Raw genomic sequence first — 15,286 nt, forward strand, 5'->3', positions numbered from 1 at the left:
TCTCCGACGGTGAGGAGGTGGCCCGGGTGGCGCGGGTGGACCGCGGCCGGCTCACCGTGCTCACCGCCGAGGGGGAGCGGCGGGTGAGCTGGGGCGGCGCGCTGCACCTGGGGCCCGGGCCCGCGGTCGGGGACTGGGTCGCGCTCCGCGGGGAGCAGGCGGTGCGGGTGCTGCCGCGGCGCACCGCCTTCGTCCGCACGGCGGCCGGCCGGGGGTCGGCGGAGCAGGTGGTGGCCGCGAACGTCGACGTGGTGCTCGTGGTCGACGCGCTGGGGGCGCAGGCGCGGCTGCGGCGGATCGAGCGCTATCTCGCCGTGGCCTGGGCCAGCGGGGCGACGCCGGTCGTCGTCCTCACCAAGGCCGACCTGTGCACGGACGTGCCGGCCGCGGTGGCGCAGGTCGCCGAGGACGCCGTCGGCGTCGAGGTCCTGCCGGTCAGCGCGGTCACCGGCAGCGGGCTGGCCGCCGTCCGGGCGCTCGTCCCGGCCGGGTGCACCGCGGCCATGGTCGGCCCCTCCGGCGTCGGCAAGTCCAGCCTCGTCAACGCCCTGACCGGCCGGCCGGTGGCCGCGGTCGCCGGCATCCGCGCCGACGGTCGGGGCCGGCACACCACCACGGCGCGGGAGCTGCACCTGCTCCCCGGCGGGGGACTGCTGATCGACACCCCCGGGATGCGCGAGCTGGCGCTGGCCGACGGCGAGGGGCTGTCGGCGACCTACGCCGACGTGGCCGACTGGGCGGCCGGGTGCCGCTTCCGGGACTGCGCCCACCGCACCGAGCCCGGCTGCGCGGTGGCGGCCGCGATCGACCGCGGCGACCTGGACCCGGCGCGCTTCCTCGCCTGGCGCAAGCTGCAGGCCGAGGCGCACCGGCAGGAGCTGCGCGCCGACGCCCGGCTCCGCGCGGCGGAGTCGGCCCGGCTGCGGGCGCTGCACCGGCAGTTCCGCGCCCGGCCCGACCGGTGACCGCCCCACCACCGAAATGGCCATTTTGGTGGCGGGAGGGCGGTGGGTAGGTTCGCCCGGTGCGCGTCCTCGTGATCGGTTCCGGTGCCCGGGAGCACGCCCTGTGCGTGGCTCTGCAGTCCGACCCCGCCGTCACGGCGCTGGCCTGCGCGCCGGGGAACGCCGGCACGGTCACCCTGGCCCAGGCCTTCCCGCTGGACGCCGCCGACCCGGTCGCGGTCAGCGCCCTCGCCGTCGAGTGGCAGGCCGACCTGGTGGTTGTCGGCCCGGAGGTGCCCCTGGTCGCCGGTGCCGCCGACGCCGTGCGCGAGGCGGGGATCGCCTGCTTCGGCCCCTCGGCCCAGGCCGCGCAGATCGAGGGCTCCAAGGCCTTCGCCAAGCACGTGATGGTCGCCGCCGGCGTCCCGACGGCGCAGTTCTGGGCCGTCGGCGGCGCAGCCGAGCTGGAGACCGCGCTCGACGAGGCCGGCGCCCCCTACGTCGTCAAGGACGACGGTCTGGCGGCCGGCAAGGGCGTGCTGGTCACCACCGACCGCGCGGCGGCCGTCGCGCACGGGCACGCCGTGCTGGACGCCGGGCACTCGGTGGTCATCGAGGAGTTCCTCGACGGCCCGGAGGTGTCGCTGTTCGCGCTGTCCGACGGGACGACGGTGGTGCCGCTGCTGCCCGCCCAGGACCACAAGCGCCGGGACGACGGCGACGGCGGCCCCAACACCGGCGGCATGGGCGCCTACGCCCCGCTGCCCTGGGCGCCCGAGGGACTGGTCGAGGAGGTCCGCGCGACCGTCCTGCAGCCCACGATCGACGAGATGGCCCGCCGCGGCGAGCCGTTCAGCGGCCTGCTCTACGCCGGGCTCGCGCTGACCTCGCGCGGCGTCCGGGTGGTCGAGTTCAACGCCCGGTTCGGCGACCCGGAGACCCAGGTCGTGCTGCCGCTGCTGGAGACCCCGCTCGCCGGGCTGCTGCACGCCGCGGCCACCGGGACGCTGGCCGAGCAGCCGCCACTGCGCTGGCGGGACGGCGCGGCGGTCACCGTCGTCGTCGCGGCCTCGGGCTACCCGGAGCGGCCGCGGCTGGGTGACCCGGTCACCGGCGCCGACGGCGAGGGCGTGCTGCACGCCGGCACGGCGCTGGGCGCCGACGGACTCGTGCACTCCGCGGGGGGACGGGTGCTCGCGGTCACCGCGGTCGGCGACGACCTGGCCGCGGCCCGGCAGACCGTCTACGAGCGGCTGGCGGCCGTCCGGCTGGCCGGCGCGCACTGGCGCACCGACATCGCCCTGGCCGCCGTCGAGGGGCGCATCACCGCCCCCTGAGGCCCCGGGTGGGGCAGGACCGGCCGGCTCAGCCGGCCGCGACCATCCGGCGGGCTCGGCGGGTGTCGGGTCGGGGCGGCCGGGGGCCCTCGTTCCGCCGGGACAGGTAGGTGCCCGCCACGTTGCCGCAGGCGATGACCGGGACGGCGATGAGCGCGCCGAAGACCCCGCCGATCAGCAGCCCGGCGGCGATGCCCAGGACGACGGCCAGCGGGTGCACCGAGACCGCGCGGCCCAGCAGCAGCGGCTGCAGCACGTGGCTCTCCAGCTGCATGATCAGCACGATGATCCCCAGGGCGATCAGCGCCCGGACCGGTCCGACGGCGACCAGGGTGACCAGCACCGACACCGTGCCGGCCAGGAACGACCCGATGATCGGGATGAAGGCGCCGAGGAAGACCAGTGCGGCCAGCGGCACGACCAGCGGCGTCCCGAGGAAGACCAGGCCGATGCCGATGAAGACGGCGTCGAAGGCGGCGACCCCCACGGTCGCCCGCACGTAGGAGATCAGCGTCCGCCACGAGCGGCGGGCCGCCTCGTCCAGGTAGCCCTGCGAGTCCACCGGGGCCAGCCCGACCACCCACAGCCAGATCTGCCGGCCGTCCATCAGGAAGAAGAAGAGGACGAACAGGGTCAGCAGGGCGCCGGTGAGCACCTCGCCCACGGTCGCGGCGGTGGTCAGCGCGCCGGAGGTCAGCACGTCCCGGTTGTCCGCGATGGTCTGGCTCGCGTTCTCCAGCGCGTCGGTGATCTGCCCGTCGGTGACCGGGAAGGTGCGGGTCGCGAAGTCCTGGATCTGGGTGAGGCCCTCGTCGACCTGCGACACCAGGTCGGCGTAGCCGGCGGCGAACTCCTCCACCACCAGGGTGACGATCCCGGCGACCACGCCCACGCCGACGACGAGCATGGTCAGCGCGGCCAGCGAGGTCGGCCAGCCGCTGCGCCGCAGCATCGCGGCGCCGGGCTGCAGCAGCGCGGCGAGCAGCAGCGCCACGATGACCGGCACGATGACGACGGCGACGTAGCCGGCGGCCCGCAGCAGCAGGTAGAGCGCGACCACGACGGCCACCGCCCGCCAGGACCAGGCCGCGGCGACCCGCAGCCCGTAGGGCACCTCCCGCTCGGCGGGCCCGGGAGCGGCGGCCGGGGCCAGCAGGCTGCCCCGGCGGCGGTCCCGGTCGGGCGCCGGCGGGGGACCGGCCGGTGCCGGGGGGCCACCGATCCCGCCGGGGGCGTCGACGTCCCCGGCGGCGGGGTGGGGGACGCCGGGAGCTGGGTGGCCGTGGGCGGGGTGGGGCTCGCCGGGGTGCGGCTCCTCGACGTGGTCGACGACCGCCCGGCTGCCGTCCTCCAGGACCAGCACGGTGCCGTCGGGCCAGCCGTGCGGATCGTGCTCGGCCGCTGCCCGGATGCGCTCCCGCGCCCGGTCGACCACGCGCCTGGCGCCCTGCAACATCCGGTCCTCCGAGCTGATGGCGGCCCGCTCCCAGCGGTGCGAGAGGATGAGGCCGTGGTGCGACGAGCAGACCGGTCCGAAGCGGTGCCCGCATGATCGACAGGTACACCCTGCCCGAGATGGGCCGGGTCTGGAGTGACCAGCACAAGTACGACCTGTGGTGCCGGGTCGAGACGCTGGTGCTCGAGGCGCACGCGGCCGCCGGGCGGGTGCCCGCCGACGTCGTCGAGCCGGTGCGCAACGCGCCGCCGCCCACCCCCGAGCGGGTCGCGGAGATCGAGGAGACGACGCAGCACGACGTCATCGCCTTCCTCACCGCCTGGGCCGACAACACCGAGCCGCGCTCGGCCGCGGCCTACGTGCACCACGGCATGACCTCCTCGGACCTGCTGGACACCGCGCTCGCGGTGCAGCTCACCGACGCCACCGACGTGCTGCTGGCCAAGGCCGACCGCCTGGTGGTCGCGCTGCGCGACCACGGGCTCGCCCACCGGGACACGATCAAGGTGGGGCGCACGCACGGGGTGCACGCCGAGCCCGACGTCTGGGGCCACCGGGTCGCCGACCTGGCCTTCGCGATGGCCCGGTCCCGGGACCGGCTGCGCCGCGCCCGCGCCGCCGTCGGCGTGGTGGCGATCTCCGGTGCCGTCGGCACGTACTCCCTGATCGACCCCTCGGTCGAGGTCGCCGTGGCCGAGGCGCTGGACCTGCGTGCCGCCGACGCGTCCACCCAGGTGGTGCTGCGGGACGGGATCAGCGAGTGGGTGTCGGCACTGGGCATCATCGCCACCGTCTGCGAGGCGATCGCCCTGGAGGTGCGGCACGGCCAGCGCACCGAGGTGCGGGAGCTGTCGGAGGCGTTCGGCGCGGGCCAGAAGGGCTCGTCCGCCATGCCGCACAAGAAGAACCCGATCCGCTCCGAGCGGATCGCCGGGCTGGCCCGGGTGGTGCGCGCGGCGATCGTCCCGGTCATGGAGGGCATCCCGCTGTGGCACGAGCGGGACATCTCGCACTCCTCCACCGAGCGGGTCTTCCTGCCCGACGCGGCGATCACCACCGACTACCTGCTGGACCTGACCGCGGGCCTGGTGGAGAACCTGGTCGTGGACGCCGACCGGATGCGGGCCAACCTCGAGTCCACCGGCGGGCTGATCTACACCTCCTCGGTCCTGCTGGAGCTGGTCGAGGGCGGGATGAGCCGCGAGCAGTCCTACGCGCTGGTGCAGTCCGCGGCCATGCGCACCTGGTCCGACGGCACCCCGTTCCGGCAGACCCTGCGGGAGCGTGCGACCGAGGACGGCGTGACGCTCGACGAGGCCCGGCTGGACGAGATCTGCCGCCCCGAGCAGTACGTGGCCAACCTGGGCCCGCTGTTCGACCGGCTGGCCGCGCTCTCGTGACCCTCCCCTTCGACCTCGTCGCCCGGGGCAAGGTCCGCGAGGTCTACGCGGTCGGCGACGACCGGCTGCTGCTGGTCGCCAGCGACCGGGTCTCCGCCTACGACTCCGTGCTCCCCACCCTGATCCCGGACAAGGGCCGGGTGCTCACCGCGCTGTCGGTGTGGTGGTTCGAGCAGCTGGCGCCGGTGCTGGCCGAGCACGGCGCGGAGCACCACCTGCTGGCCGCCGGCGACGAGCTGCTCGCCTCCGGTGTGCCGGCCGAGCTGGCCGGCCGGTCGATGCTGGTCCGCCGGCTGGAGATGCTGCCGGTGGAGTGCGTGGCCCGGGGCTTCCTGTCCGGGTCCGGCACGGTCGAGTACCAGCGGACCGGCGCGATCGTCGACGTCCCGCTCCCGGCCGGGCTGGTCGAGGGCTCCCGGCTGCCCGAGCCGGTGTTCACCCCCTCGACGAAGGCCGAGGTGGGCGAGCACGACGAGGCGATCGGCTTCGCCCAGGTGGTCGAGGCCGTCGGTGCCGACCGGGCCGAGGCGCTGCGGTCGCTCACCCTGGCGCTCTACCGCCGGGGCGCCGAGATCGCCGAGCAGGCCGGGATCGTGCTGGCCGACACCAAGTTCGAGTTCGGCACGGCCGCGGACCGGCTCGTGCTGGCCGACGAGGTGCTGACCCCGGACTCGTCACGGTTCTGGCCGGCCATGACCTGGTCTCCGGGCGCGCCGCAGCCCTCCTTCGACAAGCAGTACGTCCGGGACTGGCTGACCACGTCCGGCTGGGACCGGGTCTCCCCGCCCCCGGAGCTTCCCGAGGACGTCGTCGCCGCCACCCGCGACCGCTACGTGAAGGCCTACGAGCAGCTCACCGGCCTGCCCTGGCGCTGACCGGGCCGGTCGCGGCTCAGACCAGCCCGCGCCGGCGGAGGTCGCGGAGCCCGGCGAAGACCGTGGCCCGGATCCGGTCCTCCACCCGTTCGGGCAACCCGACGAAGCGGGCGGAGACCTCGTGGTGGTCGTCCGTGCGCTGGTGACGGCGGATGACCTCGACCTTGGCGCCGAACTGTCCGGTGTCGAGCTCGACGACCACGTCGACCACGTCCCCGACCTGCCAGTCACCTCCCGGGCGCCGGCTCTCCGCACCCGTCGGTGACCCGGGGAAGACGGCCCGGAAGCCGCCCTCGCTGACGTCCACGGTGGTGCCGCTCAGCGTGGTCGAGCCCACGGTGGCCCGCACGGCCAGGGAGAGCGGGGCGCGGACCGCGGCACGGCGCTGGCCGCGGGCGGCCGGTCCGGTCGGGCGCAGCCGCCAGCAGCCGCCCTCGCTGGCGACGAGTTCGGCCGGCAGGGACCGGAGCTCGGTGGGGCCCCGCCACACCAGCTCGACGCGCTGGCCGGGCTCCAACCGCACCCGCCGCTGGGACCGGTCCTGTCCGGCGGTGACCACCAGCTCGCGGCCCTCCACCCGCTCCACCCAGCTGATCAGGGCCTCGCCGCGGTCGGCGACGAGCAGGTCCACGATCCCCCGTTCCTCGGGGTGGTCGGTACCGGGCACGGTGCTGGTGGTCATCCGGCGCTCCTCGGGCGTGCCGCGAACCGGACCGGGGAGCGTCGCGCGGCGGACGCTCGACCCGGCGGGCCGACAGGCGTCGGCGACAGGTATAGCGGCACCGCCTCGGCCGATATGTCATGCGACCACCGGCGTGTCGCAACCCGCCGGGAGCGGATCGCCGTGGTGGGAACGATCCCTGGGGCGCCTGCTCGGCGCGCTCCCGGTGGCCCTCGACGTCGTCCGGAGCCGGAGGTCCCGGGGGTCCGGGCGCAGCTAGTAGAGCGCGGAGAGGCCGCGGGCGCGGGCGTGGCGCAGCGCGGTGAAGACGTGCGAACGGATCAGGTCGGCGGCCGGGTCGGGCAGGTCGACGAAGCGCAGCGACCACTCGTGCAGGTTGTCCTGCCGGGGCCGGCGGCGGACCAGCGCGACCTCGGTGACGAGCTCGTCGGACCACAGGTCGAGCGAGAGCACCAGCGGCTGTCCCCGCTTCGGGAACGGGACGCTGACGCCCAGGTCGCCGTGCGGGCGGAAGACGGCGAGCAGCCCGCCCTCGCTGAGGTCGAGGGTGCTCCCGGTCAGGGTCGCCCGGTCCCAGGAGAGGGTCACCGACAGCCCGAGGGGGGCGCGGACGGCGTCGCGGCGCTGGAGCCTGCTGGCCGGGCCGGTGACCCTGACCTTCCACAGGCCGTCGCCGGCGAGCGCGACCGCGTCGGCAGGGACGGACCGGAGCCCGTCGTCGGCCTGCCAGGACAGCTCGAGCACGTCGCGCTCGACGAAGGGGATCGCCTCCCCGACCGCGTTGCGCGGTGCGCTGAGGTAGAGGTACGACTCGCCCTCCCGGCGGACCCGCGCGGTGAGCGGGTCGTCCTGCCCGAGCGGGAGGACGCCGAGCGCGGTGGCGGCGGCCGGGTGGTCCACGTTCGGCACTCCCGCGACCATCCCGAGCTCCTCCGTCCGCCCTGCCGACCGCCCGGTGGCGATCGCGTCCGGGCCCATCATCTGCGGACGGGGCGGGTCGTCCAGCGCAACGGTGCAGGTCGGTGACCCGTTGGGATGAGCGCAGGTCGGTGGACCCTGGTCAACGGGAATCGGTTGTGCACGACCGGTCCCTCGACCGGCGTGGTGTCGGCGCCGATCGCCCAGCCGGTACCCTCAGCGGCGTGTCCCAGGTGGTCGTCGACGTCGTCCTGAAGCCAGAGATCTCCGATCCCCAGGGGCAGGCGGTGCTCGGCGCCCTCGGGCGCCTCGGCCACACCGGCGTGCGCAGCGTCCGCCAGGGGAAGCACTTCGTGCTCGAGGTCGACGGCGACCCCGACGAGGCCGAGCTGCGCCAGATCGCCGAGACGCTGCTGGCCAACCCCGTCATCGAGGACGTCGAACTGCACCTCCCCGCTCGCACCGCCGACTAGGCCGGACGCCGTCCTGGCCGCACCACCACGGAGAGAAGAACAGTGCGCATCGGTGTCATCACCTTCCCGGGCTCCCTGGACGACGTCGACGCCGCACGCGCCGTGCGGCTGGCCGGCGCCGAGCCCGTCTCCCTCTGGCACGGCGACCACGACCTGAAGGACGTCGACGCCGTCGTCCTGCCCGGTGGGTTCTCCTACGGCGACTACCTGCGCGCCGGGGCCATCGCCGCGCGCTCGCCGCTCATGGCCGACGTCGTGGCCGCGGCGCACGGCGGTCTGCCGGTGCTCGGCATCTGCAACGGCTTCCAGGTGCTGTGCGAGGCCGGGCTGCTGCCCGGGGCGCTGACCCGCAACAGCCACCTGCACTTCCGCAACCGTGACCAGGGGCTGCTGGTCGAGCGGGCCGACACCGCGTGGACGACGTCGTTCACCCAGGGGCAGCGGATCGTCGTCCCGGTGAAGAACGGTGAGGGTCGCTACGTGGCCGCACCCGCCGACCTGGACCGGCTCGAGGGCGAGGGTCGGGTGGTGGTGCGCTACGTCGGGGGCAACCCGAACGGCAGCTCCCGCGACATCGCCGGCGTCACCAGCGCCGACGGCCGGGTGGTCGGGCTGATGCCGCACCCGGAGCACGCGGTCGAGAGCCTGACCGGCCCGAGCACCGACGGCCTGGGCTTCTTCACCTCCGTGCTGACCGCGCTGGTCGCCGCGTGAGCGCCGACGTGACCGCGACCCCGCACCCCGCCGACGGCCCGGCCGACGCCGCCGTCCGTGCGATGCCCGACCTGGACACCGTCGACCGGGCCGGGCGCACCCCGGACACCGCGCAGCCCTTCGCCGAGCTGGGCCTCGAGGACGACGAGTACGCCTCGATCCGGGAGATCCTGGGCCGCCGCCCCACCACGGCCGAGCTGGCGATGTACTCGGTCATGTGGAGCGAGCACTGCTCCTACAAGTCCTCCAAGGTGCACCTGCGCCGCTTCGGTGACCTGCCGAAGAGCGACGCGCTGCTGGTCGGCATGGGCGAGAACGCCGGCGTCGTCGACGTCGGCGAGGGGTACGCGGTCACCTTCAAGGTCGAGTCGCACAACCACCCCAGCTACGTGGAGCCCTACCAGGGCGCGGCCACCGGGGTCGGCGGCATCGTCCGCGACATCCTGACCATGGGCGCCCGGCCGATCGCCGTCATGGACTCGCTGCGCTTCGGTGCGGCCGACGCCCCGGACACCGCCCGGGTGCTGCCCGGCGTGGTCGCCGGCGTCGGCGGCTACGGCAACTGCCTGGGCCTGCCCAACATCGGCGGCGAGCTGCTCTTCGACGAGACCTACGCCGGCAACCCGCTGGTCAACGCCCTGTGCGTGGGCGTGCTGCGGCACGAGGAGCTGCAGCTGGCCAAGGCCGAGGGCGTCGGCAACAAGGTGGTGCTCTTCGGGGCGCGCACCGGCGGCGACGGCATCGGTGGGGTCTCGGTCCTGGCGTCGGAGACCTTCGACGCGGAGGGCCCGGCCAAGCGGCCGGCCGTGCAGGTCGGTGACCCGTTCACCGAGAAGCTGCTGATCGAGGCCTGCCTGGAGATCTTCGCCGCCGGCCTGGTCACCGGCATCCAGGACCTCGGCGGCGCCGGCATCTCCTGCGCGACCAGCGAGCTGGCCGCGGCCGGCTCCGGCGGCATGGCGATCGACCTGGACGCCGTCCCGCTGCGGGACTCGACGCTCACCCCCGCCGAGATCCTGATGAGCGAGTCGCAGGAGCGGATGTGCGCGATCGTCGAGCCGGCCAAGGTCGAGGAGTTCCTCGCCGTCTGCGCCAAGTGGGACGTGCTGGCCACCGTCATCGGTGAGGTCACCGACGGCGACCGGCTCACCATCGACTGGCACGGCGAGCGGATCGTCGACGTCCCGCCGCGCACGGTCGCCCTGGAGGGCCCGCGCTACGAGCGGCCGATGGCCCGCCCGGCCGACCTGGACGCGCTGCAGGCCGACGCCCCGCCGTCGTCCTCGGCCGACCTGCGGGCCGACTGGCTGGCTGTGGTGTCGAGCCCGGACGGCGCGGACAAGAGCTGGGTCACCGAGCAGTACGACCGCTACGTGCGGGGCAACACCGTGCTCGCCCAGCCCGAGGACGCCGGTGTGCTGCGGATCGACGAGTCCAGCAACCTGGGCATCGCGCTGTCGCTGGACGGCAACGCCCGCTACGCCCGGCTGGACCCCTACACCGGTGCCCAGCTGAACCTGGCCGAGGCCTACCGCAACGTGGCCGTCTCCGGCGCCAGGCCGCTGGCGGTCACCAACTGCCTGAACTTCGGCTCCCCGGAGAACCCCGAGGTGATGTGGCAGTTCGCCGAGGCCGTCCGCGGCCTGGCCGACGGCTGCCGCGAGCTGGGCCTGCCGGTCACCGGCGGCAACGTGAGCCTCTACAACCAGACCGGTGACGTGGCGATCAACCCCACGCCGGTGATCGGGGTGCTGGGCGTGCACGCCGACGTGACCCGCCGGGTGCCCACCGGCTGGCGGGCCGACGGCGAGTCCGTGCTGCTGCTGGGGGAGACCCGGGCGGAGTTCGGCGGCTCGGCCTGGGCTGCGGTCGTCCACGGCCACCTGGGCGGGCTGCCGCCCCGGCTGGACCTGGCCGCCGAGCGCGCCCTGGGTGAGCTGCTGGCGTCCCTGTCGGCCGACGGGCTGGTCGGCTCCGCGCACGACCTGGCGGACGGCGGGCTGGCGCAGGCCCTGACGGAGTCGGCGCTGCGGTACGGCACCGGCGCCCGGCTGAGCGTGCCCGGCGACCCGACGGCCGCGCTGTTCGGTGAGTCGGTGGCCCGCGTCGTCGTCACCACCACCGACCCGGCCGCGGTCCGGGCCGCCGCCGAGGCGGCCGGGGTGCCGGTCACCGAGCTCGGGACCACGGGCGGCGACGCCCTGGTGCTCGACGGCCTGCTGGAGCTGCCGCTGGCCGAGCTGCGGGAGGCGTGGACGGCGACCCTGCCGGCGCTGTTCGGCAGCCCGGAGATCGCCGTGGGCAGCGTCCCGGCGGGCACCGTCCCGACCAGCTGAGCCGGGTCCTGCCGTGCTGACCCCGCCGCCGGGGCCCCGTCCCGTCGTGCCGGTCCCCGTCGCGCCGGCCCCGTCGTGGGCCGGTGTCGACGGGCCCGTCGGAACGGGCCCCGCGGTGACGGTGCGGCGCTGATGGTCGGGGTCGCGCCGATCTCCGCCGAGGACCTGCGGGCGGCGCTCGCCCCCACGGCCGGCTGGCTGGCCGGGGAGTCCGAGCAGCCGCCCCGCGCGGTGCTGGGCGCGGCCGTGAAGACCTCGGCCCGCTGGCTGGCCCAGCACGTGCCCGGGCGCTCGGTCGAGCTGCGGGTGCCGCCGTTCGTGGCGGTGCAGTGCGTGCCCGGGCCGCGGCACACCCGCGGCACCCCGCCCAACGTGGTCGAGACCGACGCCGCGACCTGGTTGCGGCTGGCCACCGGCGCACTCTCCTGGGCCGAGGCGGTGGGGGAGGGCCGGGTCAGCGCCAGCGGCAACCGCGCCGACCTCTCCGAGCACCTCCCACTGCGGGGGCTGCGCTCCTCCGGTCCGCAGCCGCCCCGGTGACCGCCGGCGGACGGCTGCCCGGCACACCGGCGGGTGTCGCCGTCCGCCGATGACGGCCGGTCGCGGGAACGACAGCGCCCCTCCTGCCGGTGGCAGGAGGGGCGCTGTGCTGCGTGGTGCGGTGGGTCAGCCGGTGAACAGCGTGCTGGCGGTGCGGATGGTCTGCACCAGCCCGTACACCAGCGGGAGGCCCACCAGGGCCCAGGCGAAGGCGACCAGGCCGGTCGGGGTGCTGCTCTGCTCGCTCATCGGGTGGTGCTCCGTTCGGGGTTGGCGCGGGCGGTGGCGGGGGTGGTGGCGTGCGGCTCGTGCCACTTCGCCGCGACCGGCTTGACCAGCAGGTTGGCGACGAAGCCCACGGCCAGCAGGCCGACCATGATGAACAGCGCCGGCCGGTAGTCACCGGCGTTGAGCTGACCCGGGGTGCCCTGGGTGTCCAGGACGCCGTTGACGATCAGCGGGCCGGCGATGCCGGCGGCGGCCCAGGCGGTCAGCAGCCGGCCGTGGATGGCCCCGACCTGGTAGGTGCCGAAGAGATCACGCAGGTAGGCCGGGACGGTCGCGAAGCCACCGCCGTAGAAGCTGATGATGATCGCCGCGAGCGCGACGAACAGCCAGACGGCGCTGCTGCCGATCGTGGCCAGCAGGACGTAGAGCACCAGGCCGACACCCAGGTAGACCATGTAGATGCCCTTGCGGCCGATGTAGTCCGACGTGGAGGACCACACGAAGCGGCCGGCCATGTTGAACAGCGACAGCAGCCCGACGAAACCGCCGGCCGCGGCGGCGGCGACCGCGGAGGTCTCGCCGTTGCGGAAGAAGTCCTGGATCATCGGCGCGGCCTGCTCGAGGATGCCGATGCCGGCGGTCACGTTGCAGAACAGCACCGTCCACAGCAGCCAGAACTGCGGGGTCTTGATGGCGTTGCCGGCCGAGACGCTCTCGGTGGTCACCAGGGCGCGCTGCTTGACCGTCGAGGGGTCGAAGCCGGCGGGGCGCCAGTCGTCGGCGGGGACGCGGACGATGAAGGCACCGAACATCATGAACACCAGGTAGAGCACGCCCAGGGTGAGGAACAGGCCGGCGACGGCGTTGCCGCTCGGGGTCGTGCCCGCGGTGCCGTCGTAGACCGGGTCGTACCAGTTCATCAGCTGGCGGGACAGCGGCGAGGCGATGAGCGCACCACCACCGAAGCCCATGATCGCCATGCCGGTGGCCAGGCCCGGACGGTCGGGGAACCACTTGATCAGCGTGGAGACCGGCGAGATGTAGCCGATGCCCAGGCCGATGCCGCCGATGACGCCGTAGCCGAGGTACAGCAGCCACAGCTGCTCGGTGTAGATGCCCAGGGAGCCGACGAGGAAGCCGCTGACCCAGAAGACGGCGGAGGTGAACATGGCGGCGCGGGGACCGTTGCGGTCCACCCAGGTGCCGAAGAGCGCGGCCGACAGGCCCAGCATCACGATCGCGATCGAGAAGACGATCCCGATGGCGGTCAGGCTCGAGTCGAAGTGCGAGACCAGCGCGGCCTTGTACACGCTGGTCGCGTACGCCTGGCCGATGCACAGGTGCACGGCGAGCGCGGCTGGCGGGATGAGCCAGCGGTTGAAGCCCGGGCGAGCGATGATGCGCTCCCGGGCCAGGAAGCTGGGTACTGCCACGGAACGACCTCCGAGGTACGGGAACGGCGCGGCCGGACGGACGCAACCCGGCTGCGACCCGTGTACTCGTGTGACACAGATCGCGGCCGCAGGGCACCGTACGACGCTGTGGAGCTCCTGAGCGCACCGTGGGGCCCAACCGGGTGAGGCTGAGACCAATTCGTTGCACGCGCAACCGTTGTTTCCACGGTGCGGGAGCGAGGCGCGGACGGTCGTCCGGTTCCCTAGGGTGGCGGCATGCCGTACGAGGTCAAGGGCGTCGTCGCCCTCAGCAAGGGTGCCCCGGTCACCATCGAGACGATCATCGTCCCCGACCCCGGGCCGGGTGAGGCGGTGGTCGACGTCCAGGCGTGCGGGGTCTGCCACACCGACCTGCACTACCGGGAGGGCGGGATCAACGACGAGTTCCCGTTCCTGCTCGGCCACGAGGCGGCCGGTGTGGTGTCCGCGGTCGGCGAGGGCGTCACGAACGTGGCCGTCGGCGACTACGTCGTCCTGAACTGGCGTGCGGTGTGCGGCGAGTGCCGGGCCTGCGCCAAGGGCAAGCCCTGGTACTGCTTCAACACCCACAACGCCGCGCAGAAGATGACCCTGGCCGACGGCACCGAGCTGTCCCCGGCGCTGGGCATCGGCGCCTTCGCCGAGAAGACGCTGGTCCACTCCGGGCAGTGCACGAAGGTCGACCCGGCGGCGAAGCCCACCGCGGCCGGGCTGCTGGGCTGCGGGGTGATGGCCGGGGTCGGTGCGGCGATCAACACCGGTGGCGTGGGCCGCGGCGACTCGGTCGCCGTCTTCGGCTGCGGCGGCGTCGGTGACGCCGCGATCGCCGGTTCCCGGCTGGCCGGTGCGGGCACGATCATCGCCGTCGACATCGACGACCGGAAGCTCGAGTGGGCCAAGGGCATGGGCGCCACCCACACGGTCAACTCCAAGGAGACCGACCCGGTCGAGGCGATCAAGGCGCTCACCGGCGGCTTCGGGGTCGACGTGGCGATCGACGCCGTCGGGCACCCGGCGGTCTACGAGCAGGCGTTCAACGCCCGGGACCTGGCCGGCACCGTCGTCCTGGTCGGCGTCCCCAACCCGGCCATGACGATCGAGCTCCCGCTGATCGAGGTCTTCGGCCGCGGCGGTGCGCTGAAGTCGTCCTGGTACGGCGACTGCCTGCCGAGCCGGGACTTCCCGATGCTGATCGACCTGTACCTGCAGGGTCGCTTCGACCTCGACGCCTTCGTGAGCGAGACGATCGGCCTGGACGAGGTCGAGGCGGCCTTCGACAAGATGCACGCCGGTGACGTGCTGCGCTCCGTGGTCGTGTTCGAGGGGGCCGGCTCGTGAGCGTGCGCATCGAGCAGGCCGTCGTCAGCGGCGTCTTCAGCCTCGACGGGCAGGACTTCGACGTCGACAACAACGTCTGGCTGGTCGGGGACGACGACGAGGTGGTCGTCATCGACGCCCCGCACGACGCCGCTCCCATCCTCGAGGCGATCGGCGGCCGCCGGGTCACCGCGATCGTGCTCACCCACGGTCACAACGACCACATCACCGCCGCCGTCGCGCTCCGGGAGGCGACCGCCGCCCCGATCTGGCTGAACCCGGCCGACCGGATGCTCTGGGACGTCGTCCACCCCGACGCCGCGCCGGACCAGGACCTGGTCGAGGGCACCCGGCTCAGCGTGGCCGGGGTGCAGTTGCAGGCCCTGCACACCCCGGGGCACTCGCCGGGCAGCACCTGCCTGCACGCCCCCGACCTGGCCACCGTGTTCACCGGGGACACGCTGTTCTGCGGCGGGCCCGGGGCCACCGGCCGGTCCTACAGCGACAAGCCGACCATCCTGCGGTCGATCACCGACCGGCTGATGACCCTGCACGGCGACACGGTGGTCAAGACCGGGCACGGCGACGACACCACCATCGACGCCGAGCTGGGCAACATCGCCTGAGCCGGTC

General features: G+C 74.4%; 15 protein-coding genes. 10 read left to right on the forward strand and 5 right to left on the reverse strand.

Features of this window, described 5'->3' with window-relative positions; all coding sequences use genetic code 11:
* Positions 1-26 precede the first annotated feature (26 nt).
* Positions 27-965, forward strand: coding sequence for a ribosome small subunit-dependent GTPase A (gene rsgA / locus FB380_RS08835; protein ID WP_229681835.1), 939 nt, complete (start codon positions 27-29; stop codon positions 963-965).
* Positions 966-1,024: 59 nt separating this feature from the next.
* Positions 1,025-2,281: a phosphoribosylamine--glycine ligase gene (purD, locus tag FB380_RS08840; protein ID WP_166754747.1), complete on the forward strand. Its 1,257-nt coding sequence runs from the start codon at positions 1,025-1,027 to the stop codon at positions 2,279-2,281.
* A gap of 28 nt (positions 2,282-2,309) precedes the next feature.
* On the opposite strand, the gene FB380_RS08845 is transcribed toward purD, so the two are convergent.
* Positions 2,310-3,737: an AI-2E family transporter gene (locus FB380_RS08845; protein WP_166754748.1), complete on the reverse strand. Its 1,428-nt coding sequence runs from the start codon at positions 3,735-3,737 to the stop codon at positions 2,310-2,312.
* Positions 3,738-3,829: 92 nt separating this feature from the next.
* Here FB380_RS08845 and purB point away from each other — a divergent pair, with 92 nt between their 5' ends.
* Both purB and FB380_RS08855 read left to right on the forward strand, forming a co-directional pair.
* Entirely contained in the window at positions 3,830-5,137 is a 1,308-nt protein-coding gene (gene purB, locus FB380_RS08850) for an adenylosuccinate lyase (protein ID WP_166754749.1), read from the forward strand.
* Positions 5,134-6,012: a phosphoribosylaminoimidazolesuccinocarboxamide synthase gene (locus tag FB380_RS08855; protein ID WP_166754750.1), complete on the forward strand. Its 879-nt coding sequence runs from the start codon at positions 5,134-5,136 to the stop codon at positions 6,010-6,012. The genes purB and FB380_RS08855 overlap by 4 nt, the downstream gene beginning before the upstream one ends.
* Before the next feature lie 16 nt (positions 6,013-6,028).
* On the opposite strand, the gene FB380_RS08860 is transcribed toward FB380_RS08855, so the two are convergent.
* Both FB380_RS08860 and FB380_RS08865 read right to left on the reverse strand, forming a co-directional pair.
* Positions 6,029-6,694, reverse strand: a complete 666-nt coding sequence (locus FB380_RS08860; RefSeq protein ID WP_166754751.1) for a PilZ domain-containing protein — start codon at positions 6,692-6,694, stop codon at positions 6,029-6,031.
* 255 nt (positions 6,695-6,949) lie between these two features.
* The gene (locus FB380_RS08865; RefSeq protein ID WP_166754752.1) at positions 6,950-7,615 is read right to left on the reverse strand and encodes a PilZ domain-containing protein; all 666 of its coding nucleotides are present in this window, start codon (positions 7,613-7,615) and stop codon (positions 6,950-6,952) included.
* A 221-nt stretch (positions 7,616-7,836) separates the two neighbouring features.
* Between FB380_RS08865 and purS the strand changes: the two genes are divergently transcribed.
* The 4 genes from purS (at position 7,837) to FB380_RS08885 (ending at position 11,675) form a co-directional block, all read left to right on the forward strand.
* Entirely contained in the window at positions 7,837-8,085 is a 249-nt protein-coding gene (gene purS, locus FB380_RS25940) for a phosphoribosylformylglycinamidine synthase subunit PurS (RefSeq protein ID WP_166754753.1), read from the forward strand.
* A gap of 42 nt (positions 8,086-8,127) precedes the next feature.
* Positions 8,128-8,799, forward strand: a complete 672-nt coding sequence (gene purQ, locus FB380_RS08875) for a phosphoribosylformylglycinamidine synthase subunit PurQ (RefSeq protein ID WP_166754754.1) — start codon at positions 8,128-8,130, stop codon at positions 8,797-8,799.
* Entirely contained in the window at positions 8,796-11,135 is a 2,340-nt protein-coding gene (gene purL / locus FB380_RS08880) for a phosphoribosylformylglycinamidine synthase subunit PurL (RefSeq protein ID WP_229681836.1), read from the forward strand. The genes purQ and purL overlap by 4 nt, the downstream gene beginning before the upstream one ends.
* A gap of 132 nt (positions 11,136-11,267) precedes the next feature.
* Positions 11,268-11,675: a sterol carrier family protein gene (locus FB380_RS08885; RefSeq protein WP_166754755.1), complete on the forward strand. Its 408-nt coding sequence runs from the start codon at positions 11,268-11,270 to the stop codon at positions 11,673-11,675.
* Positions 11,676-11,801: 126 nt separating this feature from the next.
* Here FB380_RS08885 and FB380_RS25420 read toward each other — a convergent pair whose 3' ends face one another.
* Positions 11,802-11,924, reverse strand: a complete 123-nt coding sequence (locus FB380_RS25420; protein WP_268237702.1) for an MFS transporter small subunit — start codon at positions 11,922-11,924, stop codon at positions 11,802-11,804.
* On the reverse strand, positions 11,921-13,336 hold the full coding sequence (locus FB380_RS08890; protein WP_166754756.1) for an OFA family MFS transporter: 1,416 nt from the start codon (positions 13,334-13,336) through the stop codon (positions 11,921-11,923). The genes FB380_RS25420 and FB380_RS08890 overlap by 4 nt, the downstream gene beginning before the upstream one ends.
* Positions 13,337-13,573: 237 nt before the next feature.
* Here FB380_RS08890 and FB380_RS08895 point away from each other — a divergent pair, with 237 nt between their 5' ends.
* Both FB380_RS08895 and FB380_RS08900 read left to right on the forward strand, forming a co-directional pair.
* Entirely contained in the window at positions 13,574-14,674 is a 1,101-nt protein-coding gene (locus FB380_RS08895; protein WP_166754757.1) for an S-(hydroxymethyl)mycothiol dehydrogenase, read from the forward strand.
* Complete coding sequence (locus tag FB380_RS08900; RefSeq protein ID WP_166754758.1) at positions 14,671-15,279, forward strand: MBL fold metallo-hydrolase; 609 nt, start codon at positions 14,671-14,673, stop codon at positions 15,277-15,279. Before FB380_RS08895 ends, FB380_RS08900 begins: the two co-directional genes overlap by 4 nt.
* Positions 15,280-15,286 lie beyond the last annotated feature (7 nt).

It is taken from the genome of Modestobacter marinus, from assembly GCF_011758655.1.
In the GTDB taxonomy this organism is placed as follows: Bacteria; Actinomycetota; Actinomycetes; order Mycobacteriales; family Geodermatophilaceae; genus Modestobacter; species Modestobacter marinus.

Coding starts and splice junctions, on each gene's coding strand:
- FB380_RS08845 (WP_166754748.1), bottom strand. CDS start 3,737: ATGTTGCAGGGCGCCAGGCGCGTGGTCGACCGGGCGCGGGAGCGCATC.
- purB (WP_166754749.1), top strand. CDS start 3,830: ATGATCGACAGGTACACCCTGCCCGAGATGGGCCGGGTCTGGAGTGAC.
- FB380_RS08860 (WP_166754751.1), bottom strand. CDS start 6,694: ATGACCACCAGCACCGTGCCCGGTACCGACCACCCCGAGGAACGGGGG.
- FB380_RS08865 (WP_166754752.1), bottom strand. CDS start 7,615: ATGGTCGCGGGAGTGCCGAACGTGGACCACCCGGCCGCCGCCACCGCG.
- FB380_RS08885 (WP_166754755.1), top strand. CDS start 11,268: ATGGTCGGGGTCGCGCCGATCTCCGCCGAGGACCTGCGGGCGGCGCTC.
- FB380_RS25420 (WP_268237702.1), bottom strand. CDS start 11,924: ATGAGCGAGCAGAGCAGCACCCCGACCGGCCTGGTCGCCTTCGCCTGG.
- FB380_RS08895 (WP_166754757.1), top strand. CDS start 13,574: ATGCCGTACGAGGTCAAGGGCGTCGTCGCCCTCAGCAAGGGTGCCCCG.